Raw genomic sequence first — 22,971 nt, 5'->3', positions numbered from 1 at the left:
AGTTCGGGATGTATACGCGCTTAAGGAATGGCGGTGGGGCTTGCCGTTGTAGTTGGGATCGGCGTGGCGGTTGGAGCTGTTGTTGGCGTGGACGGAACGGTTGTGCTGCTTGGCAGTACCGTGGCGGTAAATGGCAATGCTGTTTCCGTTAATGGGTCGGTGGGGTGGGGTGTGACAGTTGTGCCGGGCAGAGGTGTCGGAGCAGGGGTGCGCGTAGCCACGTTTGGCACCCAGAGAACTTCGCCGGAATAAATAATATCGCTTGTCCGGCAGTTGACGCTTTTTATCTGGTTTGCAGTGGTGTAATGGTTTGTGGCGATGGAATAGAATGTGTCACCGGATTTAACGACATAGGCTTTCACCCATCCAGGCGCGCCCTGGTTGCAGCCTGAGGACGTGCTGGTGGGGGTGGGCGGTACATATAAAACCGTGCCGGCTACAAGGCTGTCGCTTAACAGGCAATTCGCAGCCCTCAACAGTTCCCTGCTGGTGCGATACCTCGCGGCAATAATGTCCAGGGTGTCACTGCCCTGGATCACGATCTGTCCCCAGCCCGAGGGGGGCTGGCACGAACTGCTGATACCGGTAGATGTCACCCCGGCGGGAAACGTTGAGATCCCCGGCTCCGGCATATCGGTGGCGGTCACAATTGCAGGGGTTGGAAAGAGGGAATCGGTCATGGCGGTCGGCGCGGTTGGCACAAACTCCACCAGTGAAATGGATAATGCTCCCAGGATCAGCCCGATGGAAACCAGGGCCACAATGGCCGCGTTTCCCAAATCACGCAGTCCCTTTGTCATTTCCTTCCTTTAAGATTAAGATCAGCCTTTTTCTCAGAAACCATCTCCCCCGCAATCGGTAATAATACGCTGAACGTGGAGCCGACACCCGGCTCGCTCTCCACCCAAATTCGTCCGTGTTGCGCCTCGGTCAGGGTCTTGGCAATGGACAAGCCAACGCCAGTATCACCGACTCCCTGGATCAGGACATTGTCCGCGCGGTACAGGCGGGTGAAGACGCGCGGCAGGTCTTCGCCCGCGATGCCGCCGCCACTGTCCGCCACCTGGATCAAAATATAATCGAGGCTGTTTTCGTTTCGCGTCTGGACCTTGAGCTTGATCGAACCTTCAAACGGAGTCGCCGCCCCGGCATTTTGCAGCAAATGGATCAGGATCTGTTGAAGCGCTTCACGGTCTGCGTGGATGGGTGCAAGCGTTTTTGGCAGTTCAAGATGTATCGAAATATTCTTTTCGCGCACCTGGGTACTGGTGTAGGACATGGCATTGTCAATGATCGAGTTTAAATCCACGGCTTCCGGTCTGAGGTCCATCAACTCGGTCTCCAGTGTGGTGATCTGGATCATGTCATCCGTTAAATTATGGAGGCGTTCTGTGGACGCCTTGATGCGCTCCACGAATTTCCGCTGGAGTGCGCCGAGGATGCCCACCGATTCGCCGAGAAGCAGGTCTGTGTATCCGACAATGGATGAGAGCGGCTGGCGTAATTCCTGCGATATCGATGCAACCACCTCTGCCTGTTCCGTGTTCTTTGGGGAAACATGTCCCTTTTCCAATTCCTGCACTTTCATATTGGCTTCTGCGACTTGGTCTCTTAAACGCGCCATTTCCTGCAAGGTCTCGTTTAGTTCCTTTTCGGCATTTGAGGAGGATGGCTGGATGTTTTTTTCGGAGCGCAGTTCCGCGTTCTCAATTTGCAGTTGTTCGATGATCCGTTGTGTTTCTTCATGGGCCGCAAGCAGGGCTGGTGCTGCCTCCGCCGCGCCGTTCTTTTGCATTTCTGCGCGCGCATCATCCAGTTGTTGGGTAAGTTCCTGTACATGGCGTTCCAATATGCCTATTTGGGCGCGTGACTGTTCGTTCTGGGTCTCCAGTTTGTTCACTTTTTGACTGCGCTTGATGATCGGCACCAGCGAGGTGGCTATGTTTGAAAGGAAAGCCTGGTCTTCCGCGGTCCACGTGCGGTCGGAATAGGGGGACAGGAGAAGGATGCCTCCCAGGGTCTCTCTCTCCGGCGTCAGGATGGGTACGCTCAATAAGTGTCCGGGATTATTCAACCCGAGAATATCCCCCAGCCCCTTAATGTCAGCGGATGTACTGCTGGCCGGCATTCGCAAGGGACGTCCGCGCTGGAGCGCATTTGCAAGCATGGGGATCGAACCCTTGTTTAGTGCACCGCCCTCCAGGTTATCTTCACGGATCAGATCATACCCTCCTGCGATGACCATTTGATTATTGTTGTCCGTTAAATAGATCATGAAGCACAGATCGGAGAGCATGGTTTGTGAAATCGCACGCGTAATGGCCTGACTCACCTTGGTGGGGTTTGACTCCGCCGCGAGTGCAAGCATGGCATGAAACGTCTTTGGGTCGGTGCTGTAACGTCTGCGTTCCGGATACGCCGAGGATTGCTTTAGTGTCGTCGGTTTCGAAGAGGTAGCGGGCATGGAGGGAAGGGCAAAGCGCTGGGGTAACGTCAGCAATATTGGGTAGGCTGCCATGTAGGCGAGGCGCGTAATGCCGGAGTAATTTCCGTCTGTTTGAAGGAGCAGATGACCCGCATGTCCAAGGAAACCGAGAAAGAGCAAGGTAATTCCATACCACATCCCATCCGGCCTGCGGATGAACAGGATGCTGATTCCAACGAGTGTCAGGAACAAGGACCCGATCTGCCAGAACCAATCATCAAGAGTCTGGTTGTAACTGAGAAATGCAATTTGCGGTTGCCAGGTCAGCAGGCTTAACCCCAATGCCGTCACAATGAATATGCTTAATAACGTTGCCATCGCATCCGCAGCGCGGTTTGGTTCCGGAAAGGCGTACAGCCATGTGATCCAGATAATGCCGAACATAATGAAGGCGCGGTCCATCGGAGGCAGGATCGTTTTCGGGTCAATGATTTGCTGCCAGCCAAGTCCGCTGAACAGGAACATGACGATTTGTGCAACAAGCAAAATGCCAAGTCCCCAAAAAGCGCGCCGTGCCTGGGGGAACTCGGTCATCCGCCAGTGATTAAATGCGGATTGAAGCGCGCTGGCGACAGCGAATACCAGCACAATGTAATAAATCAGGTCCCCGGGCGGGACGGTTAGTTGTGTCAGGATTAAACCGACAAATGCGCTCATGCCACCATGATTATACTGCCAGTTCAAAAAAAATTGGTGCATCCAACGTATAATTATCATTACGATGTCCAGAAAAATAATGCTCCATCCTCTGCTGGCAGCCATTTTACTTGCCGCGATATATTTGCCGGTTGTTCTCACAGGTTATTCGGCGGCCAGGCGCGGCGAAGCGGATCATGCTGCAAAGAATTATGCAGGTGCAGCCGGGCATTTTCAACAGGCCGCCCGCCTTATGCCCTGGCGTAATGACCTTTGGGAGAAGGCGGGGATTGCCGCCTTTGCGAGTGGAAACTTTTCTGATGCCATTATCTTTCTGAGCCATCCCCCCGGGCTTTCCGAGCAGGGCTGGGCTGCATTGGGGCATTCCTATCTCAACTCTGGCGATCTTGCATCTGCACTCCGCACCTACCAGCAGGGCTTGCAGTTCCATGATTCACGGGCTTTATATGCAGGGCTTGCCTATATTTACCGCGAACAAGGGGATTGGGCATCCGAGGTTGGTGCACTGAAGAATCAGATTCGATTGGATATCAGCGACGCCTATCCCCATTATCGGCTCGGACTTTTGCTGGCGGTCCTCGAGCCGCAGCAGGCGCTTTTTGAATTAATGACCGCCTCCTCTCTGGACCCTGAAACTGATTCCGCAGTGCAAACATTGCGTGCCGCCTTGAATTTATCCAGCGTCCAACCTGACGCCTCGCAAAACATGGTGGCGATTGGGCGCGCGCTCGGTCTTGTGCATGAATGGGATCTGTCCATTGCGGCGTTTGAGAAAGCCATTACGCTTGACCCTGAAAATGCCGAGGCATGGGCCTGGCTGGGAGAGGCGAAACAACAGATGGGTCGGGATGGAAGCGCGGAACTCGATCACGCACTGTCCCTGGGGCGGGAATCCGTTGTTGTCCGTGCGTTGCGCGGCTTGTATTGGAATCGGCAGGAAAAATATTCGCAGATGCTCGCGGAATATTTGCTGGCTGCACGATATGAGCCGGCAAACCCTGCGTGGCAGGCGGCCAGCGGTGATGCTTATTTCCAGATCGGCGATCTTGCAGCGGCATTGGCGGCGTATCAGCGCGCCGCAGACCTGGCGCCGAATGAAGCGACCTACTGGCGTTTGCTTGCGGTTTTTTGTGCGGAGAATGGGATCCGGGTTGAGGATGTTGGTTTGCCCGCCGCGCAGCAGGCAGTTCGGCTTGCTCCCGATGATCCGTTTGTGTTGGATGCGTTAGGCTGGTCTTATCTGTCTTCCGGCAGGTATGCAAATGCCGAACAGGTTTTGGCTGATGTGATCACACGTTTCCCCGGTCATTTCCCCGCCTATATCCACCTTGCGATGACACATCTTGCGCAGGGAAGCCGCGCTGCTGCGTTCAACCAGTTGACCTATGTCCGTGATGCGGATGCGGGTGGTGAGCATGGCGGGACGGCGAATCGGTTGCTGAACCAGTACTTTCCGTAGGGCCTCATGATAAAATCATGTCCATGAATCGCATACTGTTTTTTCTGCTCGTGTTGATTGCGCTTTCGCTCGCATGTGCGTATTCCCCCGCGACCCCTGCAATGCCCGCGCCTTCCGTATCCTCCGGCACCGTGCTGTTTCAGGATGATTTCTCGCGCTCCTCCTCAGGGTGGACTCGCATGCTGAATGCCGAAGGCGTTATGGACTACGATGGGGGTGGATACCGCATCCTCGTTAATTCACAACAAATGAATTTTTGGTCCACACCCCAAAAGGATTTTACAGATGTTCGCCTCGAAGTGGATACGGGGAAGCTTGCAGGTCCTGATGAAAACCGCATTGGGCTGATCTGCCGCTTCAATGGCAGTGATTACTATTTCTTCATCATCTCCAGCGATGGATTTTATGGAGCGGGCATATTTTTCAGCGGACAGGCTCTTTTACTGGGACAGAGTGAAATGCAATCTTCGGAAAGCATTCATAAAGGACTTGCGGTTAACCATCTGCGTGCTGATTGCATCGGAAACACACTTACCTTCTATGTGAACGGTTTTCAAGTCGCCCAGTTCCGGAATGATGTCCTGGCTTCCGGCGATGTCGGCATGCTGGCGGGCACGTTCGACACGCCTGGTGTGGACATTATTTTTGATAATTTTGTGGTGCTTCAACCTTAGTTGACCGTGGCTGCGCGCGCCAGACCACGGTCTGCCGTCCTTCGTCCAATCCATGAAAATCTTTCTTGACACCATCGGCTGCCGCCTTAACCAGGCGGAAATTGAACACATGGCGCGCCAGTTCCGCGCCGCAGGACATGAGATCGTCGCCTCCGCCGGCCACGCCGAAATGGCGGTGGTCAACACCTGCGCAGTCACCACGCAGGCGGCATCCGATTCGCGTGGAAGAATCCGCGCCATTGCCCGCGCGGGTGTGGACGAGATCGTCGCCACAGGCTGTTGGACGAGCCTGCTGCCCAAGGAAGCCGGCGCGCTTCCCAATGTCAGGCACGTTGTTGCCAATGATAAAAAAGGCTTTCTCGTTCCCGATGTTCTACATCTTCCAAGGGAGGAATTCAACCGCGAACCCATTGAGCGAACGCCCATTCCCGGTCTGCATCGCCGCACACGCGCCTTCATCAAAGTTCAGGACGGCTGTGACAATACATGCACTTTCTGCGTTACTACCATCGCGCGTGGCGAAGGGCGCAGTCGCCCGCTTGCAGATGTCATCGCGGATATCAACGCCGCGCTCGGAGGCGATTCCAAAGAGATCGTGCTTACGGGTGTGCATCTCGGTTCGTGGGGGCAGGACATTTCGACTTCGCTCAATGCACCGCTTCACCTCCGCGATCTGGTCCAAGCCATTTTGCGTGAAACGGATGTGCAACGCCTGAGATTATCCTCCCTCGAACCATGGGATTTGGATGCGGCCTTCTTCTCGCTGTGGGAAGACAACCGTCTCATGCCTCACTTACACCTGCCTCTGCAATCGGGCAGTGACTCCACTCTCAGGCGGATGGCGCGCAAGACCACGCCCGAGTCTTTCCGGGAGTTGGTGAATGCCGCCCGCGCCGTCATCCCCGATGTTGCCATCACGACGGACATCATCGCTGGCTTTCCCGGCGAAACGGAGGAGGAATTCGCAGAGACACTTGACTTCGTCAAAGCGACGGGCTTCACGGGCGGACATGTCTTTTCGTATTCGTCACGTCCCGGCACGGGGGCGGCAAGGATGAAGGGGCAGGTCAAGCCAGAGATAAGAAAGAAGCGCAATCGCATCCTGCAGGAAGTGATCGAAGATTCGGGAAAATCCTACCGTGAGAGGTTTATCGGTCAGACGATGTCTGTGCTGTGGGAATCCACAACGGAATACGGCCAATCCGGCTGGCGCATGGAAGGCTGGTCGGGGAATTATCTGCGGGTGAGTGCCAGCGCCCCATCTCCGCGCTGGAACGAGTTGGATATGGTGGAGTTGCTGGAAATGGCGGGGGAGAAGGTAAAGGGTGTGATTCGTAGTGCGTACGTTACGAATGTCACTACTTGAAACAGGGGAGAGATTGTATAATTTTTGTGCGAAAATTAACATAAAAAGGAGCAAAACATGACGGCTCAATTGATCGATGGAACTGCCATTGCGCAAAAAGTGCGTGATGGAGTGAAGGAAAAAGTTGCCAAGAGAATCGCGGAGGGCAAGTCCCAGCCGGGCTTGGCGACTGTTCTGGTGGGTGAGCGGATCGACTCTGCGACCTACGTTAGCATGAAACAAAAGGCTTGCGCTGAACTGGGGATGACGTCTTTTCATCACCCTGTCGCAGCCGATATCACACAGGCTGACTTGGAAAAACTCATCAAGCAGTTGAATGCAGATCCGAAAGTGCACGGCATTCTGGTGCAATTGCCCCTGCCTGATCACCTGGATGAGGAGCGCGTGTTGCAGCTCATCAGCATCGAAAAGGATGTGGATGGGTTCTCGCCGATCAACCTCGGTCGTTTGGCGCAAAAGGGACGCGAGCCGTTATTCGTACCCTGCACGCCTTACGGATGTATCTACCTGCTCAAGGAAGCCGGCGTGAAGATTGCGGGCGCGAATGCGGTGGTGTTGGGACGCTCGAATATTGTTGGAATGCCGGCCGCTTTGCTGCTCATCAAGGAAAACGCCACGGTGACGGTCGTCCACTCGAAGACAAAAGACATTCCGGCGGTCATGCGTGATGCGGATATCATCATCGCCGCAATTGGGCGCGCTGAAATGGTGCGCGGCGCGTGGATCAAACCCGGCGCAGCGGTCATCGACGTGGGCATCAACGGCATCCCGATGTTGAACGAAGACGGCAGCCCGGTCATCAGCCAGAAGACGGGCAAACCGCGCCAGAAACTGGTCGGCGACGTCAACTTTGCGGAAGCCAGGGAGGTGGCTGGTTTCATTACCCCCGTGCCCGGCGGTGTAGGCCCCATGACGATTGCAATGTTGATGGCGAATACGCTGCGGGCAGCGGAAATCCAGGAGCCGGAGGGGATGTGATCGGTGTTCGGTAATCAGTGATAGGTGATCGGTAGTCAGTCCCGTCGAGAGGCGGGGCTGTTTTTTGCGGGGGGAGCAGGGTTTAAGTACCTTGACATATTATCAATTCGGTAGTAATAATTACTTATTAGTAGTATGAAGTAGATACTATTTGAGAAAGGAGATAGAATGGACGAACCTGCCGCACAAACAAAGAAATTCCAAAAAGAATTGAACGCGGGGACGTCGTCGCTGGTGTTGTTGAACGTGCTGAGCCGTAGTGATGAGCCTTTGTACGGCTACCAGATCGCCAAGATGCTGGAGGAGAGCGGACCCGGCGTCCCGATGATGAAGCAGGGGACTTTATACCCCGTGCTGCGATCGCTGGAAGACAACGGCTTGCTGGAGAGCACGGTGGAGCCTTCGGTTTCCGGTCCGCCGCGGCGCTATTACAAGATCACAGAAGAGGGGCGCACGACGCTCATCGAGTGGGTCGAATTGTGGAAGCAGACGAAGAGATTCGTCGATGCTATTTTGAAAGGATGACATCATGTTCAATACGGTCGAAGAATACCTGGATGCCTTGAAAACCGAAATGAAAGACGCCGACCCCGCGTTATTGCAGGATGTGCTATCCGATGCGCACGAGCATTTGACCACAGCCCTGGAAGCGGCTCGTGAGGAGAATCCAGCCGTGGGGGCGGAGGAGGCGTTGAAGTCCATCATGGAGGAGTACGGTTCTCCTGAAGAGACTGCGTCCGCGTATAAAGAGATCGAGCGGCGCATGTCCCCTGTGTTGAAACAGGCCGCGAAGCCGCGTTCGGTACTGGGGCGATTCTTCGGTGTGTACGCGGATCCGCACGCATGGGGCGGGCTGCTCTATATGCTCATCGCGTTTATCACGGGTATTTTCTATTTCACCTGGGCGGTGACGGGAATTTCGGTTTCCCTGTTGATCTTTATCTTCGGTTTCCCGCTGGCGCTTTTGTTCCTGCTCTCCGTGCGCGGATTGGCATTGCTGGAAGGACGCCTCGTGGAGGCATTGCTCGGCGTGCGGATGCCGCGCCGCCCGTTGTTCTCGCGTCAAGGGATGAAGTGGCTCGACAGGCTGAAGGCGCTGATGAGTGACAGAGCCACGTGGCTGAAGCTGGTTTATATGCTGGTGCAATTCGTTTTGGGAATCGCGTATTTCGTCTCGATTGTCACCGTGCTGAGTTTCTCACTGGCATTCATTGCCATCCCGTTCATCCAGATAGCCTTCCCTGACACGGCAATCTTGTACTACAACGGGACCTCTCACTACTTCCCCAGCTGGTCTTATCCTTTGTGCGTTTTGGGCGGCATTTTACTGTGGACAATCTTCATGCACATCGCGCGCGGAGTTTCCCAGTTGCATGGCAGGCTGGCAAAGTGGATGCTGGTTTCTGAATAAATATTTTCCAAGAATCAAAAAGCAGTCCAGTATTTGCTGGACTGCTTTTTGAATCAGTTAATTTACTACGTGCGGATGAATAACCCAAGGTGATTGGCTACGGCACGTTCCTTGCCGGGTCTGCCCATGTCAATCGGGGAGTTCAGGACGCGGGCACTGCCATCCAACCCCTTGATGGCCATGGCGGATGATCCGCCGCCGTCCATGTTCGCGCCGGTAGTCACCCCATAGGAAAGAAGCAGTTCCGCAAGTTCGGGGAATGTCACGCCTTCGCTGTAGCCGGGCTGGCGTCCGTCAACGACCATTAAGGTGAGCCAGCGGGCATTCTTGTTCAAACCAACGGCGGTACGCGGGCTGGGGGTGGATGCCGCCAGGTTTTTCACAACTTTTCCATCAACCACAACCATGCGGTCTCCGGAAACTGCGTTAAAGACCTTGCCCTCCACTGTATTGAAGGAAACTTGATTTTTTTGCCCGATGTACATTGTGGGCTGAAAGGTGTTTTTCGGCGAATAGATGGTTCCGCGGGATGCTGCGTAATCGCTCACGCGGACCGGGTCGCCGCTTTGGCATCTTGATGCAAAGGAGACATCAAGATAACTGTAATATCCGCCGTTAATGGCGACATGCAGTTTGAATTCATGCAGGTATTTCGACGTGGTGCGGGTGCATAAAACATCCTTCCCGTCCGGGGAGGGGGTCACGAGAAATTCCAGTTTGGCAGTTTGCAGGTTAATCGCCATGACGTGTACCACAATCTGGCGCGGGGCGGTCAGGTCTTTTCTCAAATAGGTGATTCCAGGAAATAAATTCTGGGCTATCGACGCAGGACGTCCTTTTCCCAGCGAAACCATGTAGCTCTTGGTGCACCAGCCCGTTAATCCATCGAGCCGCTGGATCTGAACCCAGTTTGGATTGCTTGCATCGTCCAGCGCAGGGACCGTATCATTTTTTACCAGTGTTCCCAGTATCTTGCTGGTGGCGGTTGGCAGCTCGCGAACATTAAGGGCGGTGGTGTTGACGCGGTACCAGTTTTTATCCTTGTGTTCGGATACAGGCGGCGCAGGAGGTTCAACCGGGCCGGGCGAGTTGATACTTTGCAAGTACATGCTGGAACTCCAGCCGCTCAGGTTCGCGCCCTGGTTGCGTATTTTCAACCAGGAACCGTCGGTTGTAGCGTCAATCTTTTCAACGAGTTCTCCGAAGAAAACAAGGCCAATCGCCTCGTAATCCAGACCTGCCCCCTCGCGCACCTTTAGGGAAGAAGCGGTGACTCGATACCAGTTTTTGTCCTCTTCCTCCGGGGGAGGCTCCGGTGTGGGCGCGTCCGTCTTCTGCAGGAATTCGCTGGAACACCAGCCTGTCAGGCTTCCATCCGCATTACGGATGTTAAGCCATGTGCGGTCTGCGTTTGCGCCGATCTCCTCCACGATTTCGTTAATGGCGAGGCTGCTGATCTGGTTGTAATTCACGCCTGGTCCTTCACGCACTCGCAGGGAGGCAGTATTGACACGATACCAGCTTGGTTGCGGGGTTGGATCAGGTGTCGGACCAGGCGTGGGGGCGGCTGTCTTTTGCAGGAATTCGCTGGAACACCAGCCTGTCAGGCTTCCATCCGCATTACGGATGTTAAGCCATGTGCGGTCTGCATTGGCGCCAATCTCTTCCACAACCTGATTAATGGCCAGACTGCCAACCTGATTGTAGGCCACACCCGGTCCTTCGCGCACCCGCAGGGAGGCGGTGGTGACTCGATACCAACTGGGTCCTGGATCAGGCTCGGGTGCGGGATCTGGCACGGGGGCGACTGTCCTTTGCAGGTACGCGCTGAAACTCCAGCCCGTCAGACTTCCATCCAATTTGCGGATGTTCAGCCATGTGCGGTCTGTATTCGCGCCGATTTCCTCGACGACCTCATTGAGGAAAATGCTTCCAATCTGGGTAAAGGTCAGCCCCGCCCCTTCACGTACTTTGAGGGATGGTGCAGTTACGCGGAAAAATTTGCTGAGGGGTTCGGGATCAGGAATAGGGGCATCGCTGAGCTTGAAGCGGGTACGAAAGGCGGTGAGGTCGCCGTTGAAATGGTTGAGGTCAATATTCAGGCTTTCCACGCCATAAATTCTGCCATCCCCCTTGTCTGTGAACTGCCAAAATGTCCAATTTGTCCAGGGTTTTGGGACAAGCGGCTTGCTGACGCCATAATTTGCGATCCACAATGGATATTGTTTAAAATATTCCAGCGACGCGTTGGGAATACCGGCGGATGTTGTGTTTTCAATCCAGTAATAATAGGCGGTATAAATGCCGATTTCCCTGCCGGGTGCGAGTTCTTTAATACGTTCGAGGAAGGTGTACCAGTGTCTCCATCCTTTGAATGCGCCGCCATAATTATCTTCAAAGTCTGCAAAGAGGGGCAGTTCGCCGAAATCCCCTGCAAATAGGGAGGCCCATAATTCGGCTTGTTTCCTTGGGTCTACGCGGCTGTCGTAGAACCAGTAGGAACCGCGTGGCAGGCCTGCGCGTTTCGCCTCCCGCCAATTCACTTTAAAATCCCGGTCCGCCCATAGGTTTTGACCCGCGCGGATAATGACATAGCCCGCGGCGCTGCGCATTTTTATAAAGTCTATCCCTTCGGGAGTTTGAGGGTCGTCCTGATAAAAACTAACATCGGTGCCGATGACGTTTGTCATACTAATCTCCTTGTTGCTGGCTGCATTTAAAAATTATACCAATTATATAGCGTTCTCAAAGTGCGTGATGATTGGATTTTTACCGGGTCTGCCTTCGATCGCAATGACATCGATCTGCCAGTGATCGATCTCATGTTCCGCGGTGTAATGATGAGCGGCATTGAGCATGTGTTCACGCTTGCGTGTAGTGACCTGATGCTCCGGTTGGAAATTTTTACTGGCTGTCAGCGCTTTGACCTCGATAAAAATGGTGATATCGCCTTGTCGGGCGATGATGTCAATCTCGCCGTAGGGTGTGCGCACATTGCGGGCGATAATCTGGTATCCGCGTTCCGCAAACCATTCCGCGGCAATGGTCTCGCCCCATGTGCCCACCTTTTGGTTATGTTTTGTCATGCGTTGAATTGTTCCATGAACCCGCGCAAGCGGGTTCGCCAATTGCTCTTGTGGGGTCTTGATTCGTGAGCCAGTTTTTCATAGTGCTTGAGCATGATGGCTGTGGTATGTTCGATGGCGAAGGCGGAGGATGCCTTTCGCGCCGAGTCGCTCATTTGGGCACGCAGGTTCGGGTCAAGACAGAGGCGGGTGAGTTTGGCTGTGAAGGCAGGCAGGTCGTGAGTCGAAAGAAACCCTGCAACACCCTCCTGTACCGTGTCTCCCACGCCGACCGAGCGGACGCCCATAACGGGAAGTCCCGCCCCCATGGCTTCAATGACAGACAGCGGATGAACTTCGGTGACGGAGGCTGTGACGAAGACGTTGCACATGGCGAGATGAGATGGAAGTTTATCGTATGAGATCCTGCCTGTAAAGCGGACCCTGTTCGATAGATCCAATTCGCTGACAAGAACGCGGATCTCCTCATCAAACTGCGGATTGCCGCTGCCAATCAGCAGGAGATATGCGTTTGGGATCGCCTGCGCAACACCTGCAAAGGATTTCAATAGGAAGGGCAGGTTTTTTTCAGGCGCAAGGCGTCCGGCGTACACAAGCAGGATATCATCTTCCTGAAATCCAAACTCGGTGCGCGGTAATGGGGCAGCTTCATGGAAGCGTTTCAATTCCACGCCGTTTGGAACAACCTCCACCCTGCTTTCCACGTTGAGCTGGCGCAGGACCTTTTCCATGCCGGCCGAAGGTGAAATGACAAGGTTCACTGCATCACAAAAGGAGGGCATGTACGCCTGTAAAAGCCCATGGCTTATTTCTTCGGGCATCAAAGGCAGGTAGGCTTGTGCGTATAGATCGTAGCGGGTGTGGTTGGTGAAGATGATGGGGATTTGCACAGGTCGGCAGTAGCGCAGTGCGAGACGCCCGCTCAGGAAGGGATGATGGACATGGACAACATCCATGGATTGCAGGAGTTTTTTTGCGGCGCGCGAGTAGCGCATGGACAGAAAAAAACCAGTATCGGCCAGCGGCAGGCCGGGACTGCGTATAATGTTCGGCTCATCGTCCTTATATTCAAGTTCACCAAAGGTAAAGACGAAGACATCGTGCCCGGCCAGTTCGAGGTAGCGTTTGTTGATCTCTATATAGTTGGTGATGCCGCTTATATACGGCTTATAGACGTCCGCCATCATTCCGATTCGCATGGTTCCATGCTAAGACATGCGAGGACGAATGTCAAGTGGGGGATTGGGCGTGGTAGAATGACGCCTCAAGGAGTGCGATGATCGCGAAGTTGGTTTTACGGGACAAGGAATACGAAGCGAAGGCAGGCATGACCCTGCTGGATGCGTTGAAAAAGAGCAATATTGTGCCCGAATCCGTGATCGCGACACGGGACGGCGAAATGATCACGGAGGATGAAATCCTGCGGAACGGGGATGTTATTAGATTGATCGCAGTGATCTCCGGCGGTTGAGATGAAGTGCAAGAAATGCGGAAGCAAGGCATCGGTCAACATGCGCCAGCACAAACTGGCTTTGTGCAAGGAGCATTATCTTGCATGGGTCCCCGAACAGACCGAACGCTTCATAAAAAAATACCAAATGTTCACGCGCGAAGAGAAGATTCTCGTTGCGGTTTCGGGCGGCAAGGATTCGCTTTCCTTGTGGGATATTCTCGTGCAACTCGGCTATCAGGCGGATGGCCTGTATCTGGGGCTTGGCATTGACACTTCGACGTTGCCCAGTGCAGGCTCGGGCATCGCTTATTCCCGTGAGTCGCAGCGTCTCAGTGAAGAGTTCGCTGCCGAAAATAATCTCAAACTTCATGTGGTGGATATTGAGAAGGAATACGGACATTCGATCCCTGTGCTGTCGGAGATCAGCTATCGTGGGCACGGCAAGCCGTGTGCTGTGTGCGGGCTTGCAAAACGGCATGAAATGAACCGTATCGCCAGGGACCTTGGATATGATGTCCTCGCCACCGGGCATAATCTTGACGATGAAGCAGCGGTACTTTTTGGTAACACCTTGAATTGGTCCAGTGAATACCTTCTGCGGCAGGGACCTGTGTTGCCCGAAGCCGATGGGCTGGCACGCAAGGTCAAGCCGTTGTGCCGTTTCTACGAACGCGAGATGACCGCCTTTGCTTTGGCGCGGGGGATCGAATATATGTACGATGAGTGTCCATTTGCGGAAGGTTCACAGCAAATATTCTATAAAGAGACGCTCAATCAACTGGAGACAGCCAGACCCGGCGCAAAACTTACCTTTTATTTGCGTTTTTTGGAGGCCAGGCGGAGCGGGGAATTATTTGTCGACGGGAACACCAAGCGGGATGCGCTGCACGCCTGTACGAAATGCGGGCAGGCCACATCCGCACCCGGGCTTTGTTCGTTTTGCAGGATGATCGAAAAGGCGAATACCACGACAGAATAGATTGCGAATCCAAAACCCTGTTTTCTATCTCAAGAGTGTGGAAACAAAGCCTAGTATGAACAGCCCGATCGCGGTGTAGCCTGCGATCTGCTCTGATGAGAAGATGGAAAAATGCGGCGCCTCGAAACTTGAGCGATCCAGGGCGGGTTTTGAGGGCGCCTCCACTTTGCCCAACAGGGCGTCACGGAATGTGGCGACATTGATGGGGCGATTGTCCGGGTGCAGGGACATTGCCCACAGGACGGCTTTCTCCACGTGGCTGCTGAGGCGGGGATTGATCTCTCGAGGCGGGACCAGGCTGCGGGTATCCAGGAAGCGCCTGCGAACTTCCGTGGGAGGCTGGTTGGTCAGCAGGTGATAGAGAGTAGCGCCGAACGAAAAAATGTCGGCACGTGGATCAGTATGTGTGTCGTCCCCGCCATACTGTTCCAGGGGTGTGTAAAGCGCAGTCCCCTGCCCCTGGATGACTGTAATGGTGACCTCATCCGGCGCCATGATCTTGACAAGTCCAAAATCAACCAGCTTTATCATTCCGCCCGGCGTGATCTTGAGGTTGCTTGGTTTGAGATCGCGATGGATGATGGGCGGAGTTTGGTGATGAAGAAAATCCAGCGCATCGGCAATTTGTACAGCCCAGCGCAGGACCTCCTTTTCCGAGAGAAAGGTCTTATTGCGGCGCGCTTCCTGCATCCGTTCACGCAGGTCCTTGCCCGGTACATAATCCATTACAAGGTAGTCAAGCGGACCTTCGGAAAAGTAGTCCGAAACCTTTGGCAGGTTGGGGTGGTCGAGGCGTGCAAGCACGGAAGCTTCACGAAAGAATTGCTCGCGCGCCTGTTTTAGAACCTCGGGTGGGAGAGCCTGGTTGTGCTCAACTTCCTTGAGCGCACAGAGACGGCCTTGCAAACGCAGGTCTTCTGCAAGGTAAATACTGCCTGTACCGCCCTGCCCGATCTGCTCGCGGATCTTGTAGCGGTCACGCAGGATCTCCCCGCTCTTTAACGATTGGGGCAAATCTTCTCCTTTTGTTTGGAAAGCGGACTTCTGTCTGCGGTCTTAACCTGTGATGGTTTCGGCGTGTATCACTTGTGCATTAAGATCTTGAAATTTGAAATATAATCATGCACAGAATTCCACTTTTCTGCTATATTATAAATGCGTTTGCGGTTATTAAGTAATGTGCAATCAAGACCGGCAGCAGTCGAGGAAATCATGGAAGACGAAGAGGAATATCCCATTCTTGTGGCACAGGACGGTCCGTTAAAGGGACAGCGCTGGGCATTAAGCCATACGTTAATGGTTGGACGTGACGCCACCTGCGAGATCCACGTTCAGGACAGACAGGTCTCGCGTTTTCACGCGCGCATCACGCCGACCCCGGAGGGCGTGACGCTGGAAGACCTTGGCAGCAAGAATGGGACGAACCATAACGGCGCGGAGTTGAGCGCGCCTGTCATGTTACAGGACGGTGACCTGCTCGGGATCGCGCTTGCCCAGCAATTCATCTTCCTCACGTCTGATGCCACCATGCCGCTGGCAGAGGGCGGGCTTCGCCCCGGCCGTTTGTTGATGGACCAGAAATCGCGTCAGGTTTGGGTCAACCAGCAACAGGTGGCGCCGTCATTGTCTGCCCAGCAGTTCAAGTTGTTGTGGATGTTGTATGAAAAACAGGGGCAGGTCATTAGCCGCAGCGACCTGGTGGCGGTTGTTTGGGGCGAGGAACAAACACTGGGTGTGTCTGACCAGGCGCTGGATGCGTTGATCCGCCGCCTGCGGGACAGGCTTGCCGTACTGGACCCCGGTCATCAATACATTGACACGGTGCGCGGACACGGTCTGCGCCTGGATAACCCTCCGATCGGTGAATTATAGACATGGATGCTCAATCAGAAAAACTCCTGGCTCGCATCATCCGTACGGCACGCGTCGCATCCCTGGCAACCCTGCGTGATGAAGCCCCGCAGGTCTCCATGGTTGCCTATATCACCACGGATGATTTTTCCGCGTTCCACATTCATGTCAGCCGCCTCGCCCAGCACACCATGGACATGCAAAAAAACAAGCGTGTCGGCTTGCTGATCACCGAAACCGATGACGGGCGTGATGACCCGCAGACACTTGCGCGGGTATCCATTCGTGGCACGGCGGAACTTATCCAGAATGGCGAACCCGGGTACACACCTCTCAAAGAACGATATCTTGCACGCTTCCCTGAAGCGGAGCAATTGTTCGATCTGGATGATTTCAACTTCTGGCGCATCAACCCAAAGGGCGGACGATATGTGGCGGGTTTTGCAAAGGCGTATAATATTACGCCTGAAACGCTTAAAAAAGTTTCAGCAAGATAATCCGTATTTCCACAATAGAGGTATACCATACAGACACTAAAGCTTCTTGCAGTTTTTGCACATCCGGATGACGAATCGATGGGTATGGGAGGCACACTGGCAAAGTATGCCGCCGAAGGAGTGGAAACTCACCTCGTCTGCGCTTCACGCGGAGAGAGGGGCTGGGGAGGTCCCGAGGAGCAGAATCCAGGTTTGGATGGACTCGGCAGGATCCGCACAAAGGAATTGGAGAATGCCGTTGCGCTGCTTGGCATCCGGAGCCTGTCCTTTCTCGGCTACATCGACGGTGACGTGGACAAAGCAGACCATGTTGAAGCCATTGGCAGGATCGTCACACACATCCGCAAAATCCAGCCGCAAGTGGTGGTGACATTTCCGCATGACGGCATCTATGGGCATCCCGACCACATCGCCATTGGACAGTTCACCGCGGCCGCCATCGTCTGCGCCGCGGACTCAAGGTACAAAGACGCGGAAAATCTTACCTCGCATCGTGTTTCCAAACTGTATTTCATGGTGGATGATGAAAACTTCGTACATTCCGTGATGCCGTATTTTGATGATATTTCCTTCCCCGTGGACGACCAGGTTCGCGGAGAAATCCCTTGGAAGGAGTGGATGATCACCACGCGCATCGATACATCCGAGTATTGCCGCATCGCATGGCGCGCCATCCGCTGTCATCAAAGCCAGTCAGGTTCGCTTGGCGGACTTGCCGAATTGGACGAAGACGCAGCCGCTCTCCTCCTTGCCATGCAGGGGACATTTTATCGTGTATTTAGCATGGTGAATGGGGGCCGCAGGCTGGAGACGGATTTCTTTGAGGGATTGAGGTAAAAAAAGGGACCGGCATTCGAAATGCCGGTCCCTTTTACATCAGCCCATATTCTTCTTCATCGAATACTTCAACGCCACTTTATGGATCCCGCCCAACTTCCCGCCCATGGCTTTGGCTTCGGGGTTGTCGGGCTGGCTTTCCATTTGGGCGACCAGCCCGCTGAGGGCATCCAGGAATTGCTGGTTGACCAGCGCATCGTTGTCCGCGAGCATTTTTTCGATGCCCGCCTCATCGGGGACCTGGATCAACTGCTCGATAAATGCCACTTCGGGCGGCGGCGCGCTTGCGGCTTGCAGAACCTGTACCATCTTCTGCAGTTTTCCCATGCGGGCGTAGTCGTTTTTATCTGATGCCTGCCGCAGTAGTTGATTCACGACCTCCACGGTATCCTGTGAAAAGCCCTCCAGATTTTCCTGTGTCGCTTTTTCAATGTCATCCTTTTCCAGCAAGGTTTCCACAAATTGCTGTGCCTGTTTAAATCGCGCCTCAAGCTGCTTGTCGATTTCATTCACAAAATCCAGCAATTTGCCGCGGATGGTTTCCAGCCTGGTCTTTTCCTCGCCGGAGGTCTTCTCGAGTTTCTCGGTCAAATTTTGGAAGAAGACGTAGTCCATGCCGGCGCGCGCCAGCGAGACGTAGGCGCGGATGCGTGCATCGGATTTTGCATCGAGGACGAAGTCCAGTAGTTTCTCGCGGGTCAGGTTTTGGCCCGCCTCCTGCAGGACCTGTTGGGCTGCTTCCAGTTCCCCGACGGATTCCTTCAACTTTTTGCCGTATTCGGTCTCATCCAACAACTGGGTCTGGATCTCGATCAACGCACGCGCAACCGGTTCCTGTCCGCTTTGCATGGCGTTTTGCGCAATGCGGCTGAACAATGCGAAGAACTGTTCGTCTATGATCTTTTCGTTCTGCTTGATCAACTCCGAACGCACATCCTTCGTGGTGACCTGCATCAAGCGCTCCATGAACTTGACACGTTCCTGCTGACCCTTGATCATTTCAGAGGTGATGCCCTCCTTGCCCAAAATGGTCTCCATCATGGATTCGTAGGTCAGGTTGGCTTGCGGACTGAGCAAATACCCCTTGCGCTTTTCGGGCGGAAGTTTGTCCATCACCTGCTTGATGAGCGGACCGATCATCTTCTCCTGCTCATTCAACGGCATGGCCAGTTCCGGCGGGAAGAAGGTCAGCAGCAATTCCTTCTCGTTATCATGATAGATGATGGGGGTTGCAAGGCGGCCCTCATATCCGCAGTATTGACAGCGGGCAAAGTTGGATTGTCCGCTCAACATGCGTTGCTTGGCCTGCGGGTCGGCGGTCACGTCAAATAACTGCTCGACGTTCGCCTGGATCATTTGTTTACAGCGGGGACATGCGATTGTAGTTTGCGGCATTTCGTGGTTTCCGATTTCCAAATTATGTCATTGCGAGGCGGCGTATTTCTGCCCTCGCAAGGACGATATTAATTACCCGATCAACTCTTCCAGCCGGTCAATATAACTTTCCATCACGGCAAAGGTCTCTTCAACGGGTTTGGGCGTGGTCAGGTCCACACCGGCTTTCTTCAATACATCCAGCGGATATTCGGATGAACCGGACTTGAGGAAACCGAGATAATTTTCCACGGCCTTCGGTTCACCGCGCAGGATCCTGCTGGAAAGGGCGTGCGCGCCTGAAATTCCCGTTGCATATTGATAGACATAATAATCCGCGAAGAGGTGGGGGAATGTGGACCAGGCCATCCCCACGCGCGGACGGTCCACTTTCACCCTGGGGCCAAATCCCTCGGCGAACAGGTCCGCCATCAGGTCCTGCATCGAATCGGCTGTCAGGGGTTCGCCGCGTTCCACCCGTTGATGCGTCTCCAGCTCAAAGCGCGCCAGCGTCGGCATCTGGAAGAAATATCGGAAGAAGTTTCCGCCGACGGCTTCCTCGATCAAGGCGATCAGGAAGTTCCTGTCGGTGATGGTCTTGAGCAAATGACCGCGCATCATCGCCTGGTTGAAGTTCGATGCGACTTCGGCGACGAAAAGCGAATAACTCGAATAGGCCATCGGCTGGTTCTTCCAGGTGAGGTGGGAATGCATGGAGTGGCCAAGTTCATGCGCAAGGGTGCTCATACTGCCCACCTCATCCGTATAGGACATCATGATGAACGGATGCGTACCCGGCGCGCCGTAGGAAAATGCGCCATTGGCCTTGCCTTTGTTGGGATAGCGGTCCACCCAGCGCTCTTCGAGACATCCCTTGCGAAGCGTATCCACGTATTCCCCGCCAAGCGGGGCGAGGCTTTCCGAGATCAGGTCGACTGCCTTTTCAAAGGGAACCTTTGGCTTTTTCTTTGCAATGGGGGCCCACATATCGTAGTAGGTGACCTCTTTCAGTTTCAAGGCCTTACGGCGGATCTCAAAATAGCGGTGCCAGACGGGGAGCTTCTTTTGGAAGGTGTCGATTAGGTTGTGGAACACTTCCACGGGGATGTTGTTATTGAACAGGGATGCTTCCAGGGTGGAGGTATGCTCGCGTGCCCGCATGAAAAAGACATTGTTTTTAATGGACGTTGCGAGATTGGTGGCAAGCGTGTTCTTGAACTCGATGTGCTTGTCCATGTAGCTCTCGAACGCGGTCTGCCGAACCTTGCGATCCGGGTCTTCCATCAGGGCAGTGTGGAAATTTCCCTGTGTGACTTCGATCTTTCTGCCCTTGCTGTCTTTGGCGGGTGCGAACTTGAAATCCGCATTGACCAGCATGCTGGTGCTGTTATCCGCGCCGCTCAGCGGGTCGGACAACATGCCGAGCAGTTCCTCCACCTCGCTGGAGCGGACATGCTCCTGCTGGCGGAAGAGGTCTCGAATGCTCTGACGGTACACGCCCAGTTTCTCGTTGGTGTTCATCCAGTCGTCAAGCGTGGATTTGCCGATCTGGAGCAGTTCAGGGTTGATAAATGAAATCGCGCCGGCCACCTGGCCATACATGCCCTGCGCCTTGCCGAGCATGGCGGTGGCTTTCTGGTCGGTGGTGTCCACGTTGTATGAGAAGGCCGCATACATATATACATGCATGACGCGTTTCATCAACGCTTCCATGGTTTGCATCGCTTCGAGCAGGGTCTGCGGCGATGTCCCCAAATTCCCCTGGTATTTTTTGATGCTGGGGATGTCCTTCAAAATACTTTGTAATTCAGCTTCCCATTCCTTGTCGGACTTAAAAACGCTTTCAGCGTTCCACGTGTATTGCTTCTCTATCGTATTGCGTGGCGGGATGGTCTTGGGCATGTGAGATTGTCCTTATGTTGATTTGTGGATTGATTTTACCATTTGAGGTTTCGGTCCTGATGTGTTTTGCGGCCATGCCGCCTTTAACCCCTGTCGGGGGCGTATTATCTTGGAAGGGAGAAGCAGATCCTCGCGCCGGATTCCGGTTTGGGGTCGGCCCAGATGCGTCCGCCGTGGGCTTCCACAATGGCGCGCGCCAGATACAATCCCAACCCGGCGCCTTTGGTCTGTTTTACGGCGTTGGTCGAGCGATAGAAGCGGTCAAAAATATGCGGGATGTCCTTGGTCTCTATGCCGGGTCCTTCATCGCTGACACACACGATCACCTGTTCCGGGCGCGCTGTGCCGCTGATCTTTATCTCACCCTCGGTTGCGTATTTTAGGGCATTGGATACGAGGTTTGCGATCACCTGCTCCAGCCGATTCTCGTCGCCAAGGATGACCGGGAATTTTTCAGGGAAATCGGTGATGAGGCGGTGTTTTGGTGATTGCGGTGCGAAACGTTCGGTCACTCTTAGCGCAAGGCTGGGCAGGGCTACATCCGCCTGGTTCAAGCTGAGACCTCCGGCCTGCAGGCGGGAGGCATCCAGCAGGTCATCGATCAACTTGGACAAACGATCCGCCTCCTCTTCGATGACCGCCAGCGAATCGCTGATGGTGTGCTTGTCCCATTTTGCATCGTCGCGCCGCAGAGTGGACGCATACCCCTTGATCAGGGCGACAGGTGTGCGCAGTTCGTGGCTGACGATCGAAATGAAGGTCGCTTTGAGTTCATCCGCAGTTCTGAAGTGTGTGATGTCGCGCACACTGACGATGACATTGCGAAGTTTATTTTCCTCCGAAAACAGGGGCGCATAGGTGATTCCGACGGGAAGCGGCGGCGGAAGCGGACGTTCGAGATCGCCTTCCACATACAGGGTTGCATTGGGCGTCAGGGGCCAGCCATTTGCGGCCGATTCTTCGAGTGTCCTGCCTTGCGGTTCCTTTTTCCACTGGATAATCTCGTTGTGCGGTTCGCCTGTGACTTCCTCGCGCGTCCGCCCGAGGAGTTTTTCAAAGGCTTCGTTACAGCGTTCGATCATCAGGTTTGAATCGAGGATCAGGATGCCGTCTGCGGCGGAGTCGAGGAGTGCATCGAGCCGTTTCTTTTCGTACGAGACCTGTCCATAAAGCTGGGCGTTGAAGACGGCAATGGCAGCCTGGTCTGCAAAGGACTGCAAAAGGACACGGTCATTGGGGGTGAACAGGTCTGCATAATTACGAAAGATGAAGATCACGCCGATGACCTGTCCGTGCGTGGCAAGCGGCAGACCCGTTCCGTTGAGCAGACCCATGCTGGCCGTGTAGGTCAATTCCTTCAACATGCGGTTGAGCTCGCGCACGTCCAGTTCACGGACTTTTTCCTCGGCGAGCAATGGGGTTAGGTAGGAGAGGAATGCCGGGGCAATGCCGTGCGCCGTTGCCACGCGCCAGCCGTCGGCGTGTTTAAGAGCGATGAGTCCCGCCTGGCCGGCCAGCATTTCGATCGAAATGTGCAAAATACGCGCCAGCAGTTTCTCGAGGTCGAGTTCCTGGGTAAGCGCGCGCGAGATTTCGAGCAGGTAATCCCGCTGCCGGACGCGAAAATCCGGCAGCATGGAAGGGATGATGGACATGGATTTTAATATTTTATCACCGCGCAGGGGAGGCGGGTGTATGAGTTCTGTTAGCGCAGATGTGCAGGCAGGGTTTCCTGACATTTTTGTTGTTTGGCGGGGTTGACCATAGTACTAATCTCCTATAAAATGATACAAATATTAATTTTCTACGGATGCCACGACCCCCTACCTGAAGTTGGTCGCTTTTCCAGTTGTTTTGGACGGGTAGTGGCGAGCAGAACAGCGAAACCGGCCGTAACCAGTTTTGCTGTTTTTTTTATATAAGCCGGACTTTAGAATTCAACGTGCAGTTTATTAAGTTTAC

General features: G+C 54.3%; 20 protein-coding genes. 11 read left to right on the top strand and 9 right to left on the bottom strand.

Features of this window, described 5'->3' with window-relative positions:
- Window positions 1–20 precede the first annotated feature (20 nt).
- Window positions 21–800 carry a LysM peptidoglycan-binding domain-containing protein gene (locus tag QY332_13890; protein WKZ34707.1) on the bottom strand — a complete coding sequence of 260 codons (780 nt, stop codon included), beginning with the start codon at window positions 798–800 and terminating at the stop codon, window positions 21–23.
- Complete coding sequence (locus QY332_13885) at window positions 797–3,142, bottom strand: ATP-binding protein (protein WKZ34706.1); 2,346 nt, start codon at window positions 3,140–3,142, stop codon at window positions 797–799. The genes QY332_13890 and QY332_13885 overlap by 4 nt, the downstream gene beginning before the upstream one ends.
- Window positions 3,143–3,221: 79 nt before the next feature.
- Between QY332_13885 and QY332_13880 the strand changes: the two genes are divergently transcribed.
- From QY332_13880 to QY332_13855, 6 genes are all read left to right on the top strand, one after another.
- On the top strand, window positions 3,222–4,601 hold the full coding sequence (locus QY332_13880; GenBank protein ID WKZ34705.1) for a tetratricopeptide repeat protein: 1,380 nt from the start codon (window positions 3,222–3,224) through the stop codon (window positions 4,599–4,601).
- Between the two features lie 23 nt (window positions 4,602–4,624).
- Window positions 4,625–5,275: a hypothetical protein gene (locus QY332_13875; GenBank protein WKZ34704.1), complete on the top strand. Its 651-nt coding sequence runs from the start codon at window positions 4,625–4,627 to the stop codon at window positions 5,273–5,275.
- Between the two features lie 52 nt (window positions 5,276–5,327).
- Window positions 5,328–6,641 carry a MiaB/RimO family radical SAM methylthiotransferase gene (locus QY332_13870; protein ID WKZ34703.1) on the top strand — a complete coding sequence of 438 codons (1,314 nt, stop codon included), beginning with the start codon at window positions 5,328–5,330 and terminating at the stop codon, window positions 6,639–6,641.
- A gap of 57 nt (window positions 6,642–6,698) precedes the next feature.
- Window positions 6,699–7,619: a bifunctional 5,10-methylenetetrahydrofolate dehydrogenase/5,10-methenyltetrahydrofolate cyclohydrolase gene (locus tag QY332_13865; protein WKZ34702.1), complete on the top strand. Its 921-nt coding sequence runs from the start codon at window positions 6,699–6,701 to the stop codon at window positions 7,617–7,619.
- A gap of 168 nt (window positions 7,620–7,787) precedes the next feature.
- A complete protein-coding gene (locus tag QY332_13860) occupies window positions 7,788–8,144 on the top strand; it encodes a PadR family transcriptional regulator (protein WKZ34701.1) in 357 nt (118 codons plus the stop codon).
- A 4-nt stretch (window positions 8,145–8,148) separates the two neighbouring features.
- Window positions 8,149–9,030 (top strand): sensor domain-containing protein, encoded by an 882-nt coding sequence (locus tag QY332_13855; GenBank protein ID WKZ34700.1) that lies wholly within the window; start codon window positions 8,149–8,151, stop codon window positions 9,028–9,030.
- A gap of 65 nt (window positions 9,031–9,095) precedes the next feature.
- On the opposite strand, the gene QY332_13850 is transcribed toward QY332_13855, so the two are convergent.
- Genes QY332_13850 through QY332_13840 form a run of 3 tightly spaced genes read right to left on the bottom strand, consistent with a single transcriptional unit; the run spans window position 9,096 to window position 13,315 of the window.
- Window positions 9,096–11,720: an SH3 domain-containing protein gene (locus QY332_13850; protein WKZ34699.1), complete on the bottom strand. Its 2,625-nt coding sequence runs from the start codon at window positions 11,718–11,720 to the stop codon at window positions 9,096–9,098.
- Between the two features lie 42 nt (window positions 11,721–11,762).
- Window positions 11,763–12,116, bottom strand: coding sequence for a YraN family protein (locus QY332_13845; protein ID WKZ34698.1), 354 nt, complete (start codon window positions 12,114–12,116; stop codon window positions 11,763–11,765).
- Window positions 12,113–13,315: a glycosyltransferase gene (locus tag QY332_13840; protein ID WKZ34697.1), complete on the bottom strand. Its 1,203-nt coding sequence runs from the start codon at window positions 13,313–13,315 to the stop codon at window positions 12,113–12,115. Before QY332_13840 ends, QY332_13845 begins: the two co-directional genes overlap by 4 nt.
- A gap of 77 nt (window positions 13,316–13,392) precedes the next feature.
- On the opposite strand from QY332_13840, the gene QY332_13835 reads away from it, so the two are divergent.
- Window positions 13,393–13,587, top strand: a complete 195-nt coding sequence (locus QY332_13835; protein WKZ34696.1) for a MoaD/ThiS family protein — start codon at window positions 13,393–13,395, stop codon at window positions 13,585–13,587.
- Window position 13,588: 1 nt separating this feature from the next.
- A complete protein-coding gene (locus QY332_13830; protein ID WKZ34695.1) occupies window positions 13,589–14,548 on the top strand; it encodes an ATP-binding protein in 960 nt (319 codons plus the stop codon).
- A gap of 24 nt (window positions 14,549–14,572) precedes the next feature.
- Here QY332_13830 and QY332_13825 read toward each other — a convergent pair whose 3' ends face one another.
- Entirely contained in the window at window positions 14,573–15,562 is a 990-nt protein-coding gene (locus QY332_13825) for a serine/threonine-protein kinase (GenBank protein ID WKZ34694.1), read from the bottom strand.
- Window positions 15,563–15,760: 198 nt separating this feature from the next.
- Between QY332_13825 and QY332_13820 the strand changes: the two genes are divergently transcribed.
- Genes QY332_13820 through QY332_13810 form a run of 3 tightly spaced genes read left to right on the top strand, consistent with a single transcriptional unit; the run spans window position 15,761 to window position 17,733 of the window.
- On the top strand, window positions 15,761–16,420 hold the full coding sequence (locus QY332_13820) for a winged helix-turn-helix domain-containing protein (GenBank protein WKZ34693.1): 660 nt from the start codon (window positions 15,761–15,763) through the stop codon (window positions 16,418–16,420).
- Between the two features lie 2 nt (window positions 16,421–16,422).
- Window positions 16,423–16,896, top strand: a complete 474-nt coding sequence (locus QY332_13815; protein ID WKZ34692.1) for a pyridoxamine 5'-phosphate oxidase family protein — start codon at window positions 16,423–16,425, stop codon at window positions 16,894–16,896.
- Window positions 16,897–16,923: 27 nt separating this feature from the next.
- Window positions 16,924–17,733, top strand: a complete 810-nt coding sequence (locus QY332_13810) for a PIG-L family deacetylase (GenBank protein WKZ38471.1) — start codon at window positions 16,924–16,926, stop codon at window positions 17,731–17,733.
- 39 nt (window positions 17,734–17,772) lie between these two features.
- Here the strand turns inward: QY332_13810 and QY332_13805 are convergent, their stop codons facing one another.
- From QY332_13805 to QY332_13795, 3 genes are all read right to left on the bottom strand, one after another.
- Window positions 17,773–19,128, bottom strand: a complete 1,356-nt coding sequence (locus QY332_13805; protein ID WKZ34691.1) for a CpXC domain-containing protein — start codon at window positions 19,126–19,128, stop codon at window positions 17,773–17,775.
- A 72-nt stretch (window positions 19,129–19,200) separates the two neighbouring features.
- Window positions 19,201–21,009 (bottom strand): oligoendopeptidase F, encoded by a 1,809-nt coding sequence (gene pepF, locus QY332_13800; GenBank protein ID WKZ34690.1) that lies wholly within the window; start codon window positions 21,007–21,009, stop codon window positions 19,201–19,203.
- 104 nt (window positions 21,010–21,113) lie between these two features.
- Complete coding sequence (locus tag QY332_13795; GenBank protein WKZ34689.1) at window positions 21,114–22,664, bottom strand: ATP-binding protein; 1,551 nt, start codon at window positions 22,662–22,664, stop codon at window positions 21,114–21,116.
- Window positions 22,665–22,971 lie beyond the last annotated feature (307 nt).

Source organism: Anaerolineales bacterium (genome assembly GCA_030583885.1).
In the GTDB taxonomy this organism is placed as follows: Bacteria; Chloroflexota; Anaerolineae; order Anaerolineales; family Villigracilaceae; genus Villigracilis.
Note: the sequence above shows the minus strand (reverse complement) of the source record. Positions and strands in the feature narration are given on the sequence as shown.

Excerpts from the sequence above, each read along its gene's own strand:
- QY332_13890 (WKZ34707.1), bottom strand. The coding sequence starts at position 800 with ATGACAAAGGGACTGCGTGATTTGGGAAACGCGGCCATTGTGGCCCTG.
- QY332_13885 (WKZ34706.1), bottom strand. The coding sequence starts at position 3,142 with ATGAGCGCATTTGTCGGTTTAATCCTGACACAACTAACCGTCCCGCCC.
- QY332_13880 (WKZ34705.1), top strand. The coding sequence starts at position 3,222 with ATGCTCCATCCTCTGCTGGCAGCCATTTTACTTGCCGCGATATATTTG.
- QY332_13875 (WKZ34704.1), top strand. The coding sequence starts at position 4,625 with ATGAATCGCATACTGTTTTTTCTGCTCGTGTTGATTGCGCTTTCGCTC.
- QY332_13870 (WKZ34703.1), top strand. The coding sequence starts at position 5,328 with ATGAAAATCTTTCTTGACACCATCGGCTGCCGCCTTAACCAGGCGGAA.
- QY332_13865 (WKZ34702.1), top strand. The coding sequence starts at position 6,699 with ATGACGGCTCAATTGATCGATGGAACTGCCATTGCGCAAAAAGTGCGT.
- QY332_13860 (WKZ34701.1), top strand. The coding sequence starts at position 7,788 with ATGGACGAACCTGCCGCACAAACAAAGAAATTCCAAAAAGAATTGAAC.
- QY332_13855 (WKZ34700.1), top strand. The coding sequence starts at position 8,149 with ATGTTCAATACGGTCGAAGAATACCTGGATGCCTTGAAAACCGAAATG.
- QY332_13850 (WKZ34699.1), bottom strand. The coding sequence starts at position 11,720 with ATGACAAACGTCATCGGCACCGATGTTAGTTTTTATCAGGACGACCCT.
- QY332_13845 (WKZ34698.1), bottom strand. The coding sequence starts at position 12,116 with ATGACAAAACATAACCAAAAGGTGGGCACATGGGGCGAGACCATTGCC.
- QY332_13840 (WKZ34697.1), bottom strand. The coding sequence starts at position 13,315 with ATGCGAATCGGAATGATGGCGGACGTCTATAAGCCGTATATAAGCGGC.
- QY332_13835 (WKZ34696.1), top strand. The coding sequence starts at position 13,393 with ATGATCGCGAAGTTGGTTTTACGGGACAAGGAATACGAAGCGAAGGCA.
- QY332_13830 (WKZ34695.1), top strand. The coding sequence starts at position 13,589 with ATGAAGTGCAAGAAATGCGGAAGCAAGGCATCGGTCAACATGCGCCAG.
- QY332_13820 (WKZ34693.1), top strand. The coding sequence starts at position 15,761 with ATGGAAGACGAAGAGGAATATCCCATTCTTGTGGCACAGGACGGTCCG.
- QY332_13815 (WKZ34692.1), top strand. The coding sequence starts at position 16,423 with ATGGATGCTCAATCAGAAAAACTCCTGGCTCGCATCATCCGTACGGCA.
- QY332_13805 (WKZ34691.1), bottom strand. The coding sequence starts at position 19,128 with ATGCCGCAAACTACAATCGCATGTCCCCGCTGTAAACAAATGATCCAG.
- pepF (WKZ34690.1), bottom strand. The coding sequence starts at position 21,009 with ATGCCCAAGACCATCCCGCCACGCAATACGATAGAGAAGCAATACACG.
- QY332_13795 (WKZ34689.1), bottom strand. The coding sequence starts at position 22,664 with ATGTCCATCATCCCTTCCATGCTGCCGGATTTTCGCGTCCGGCAGCGG.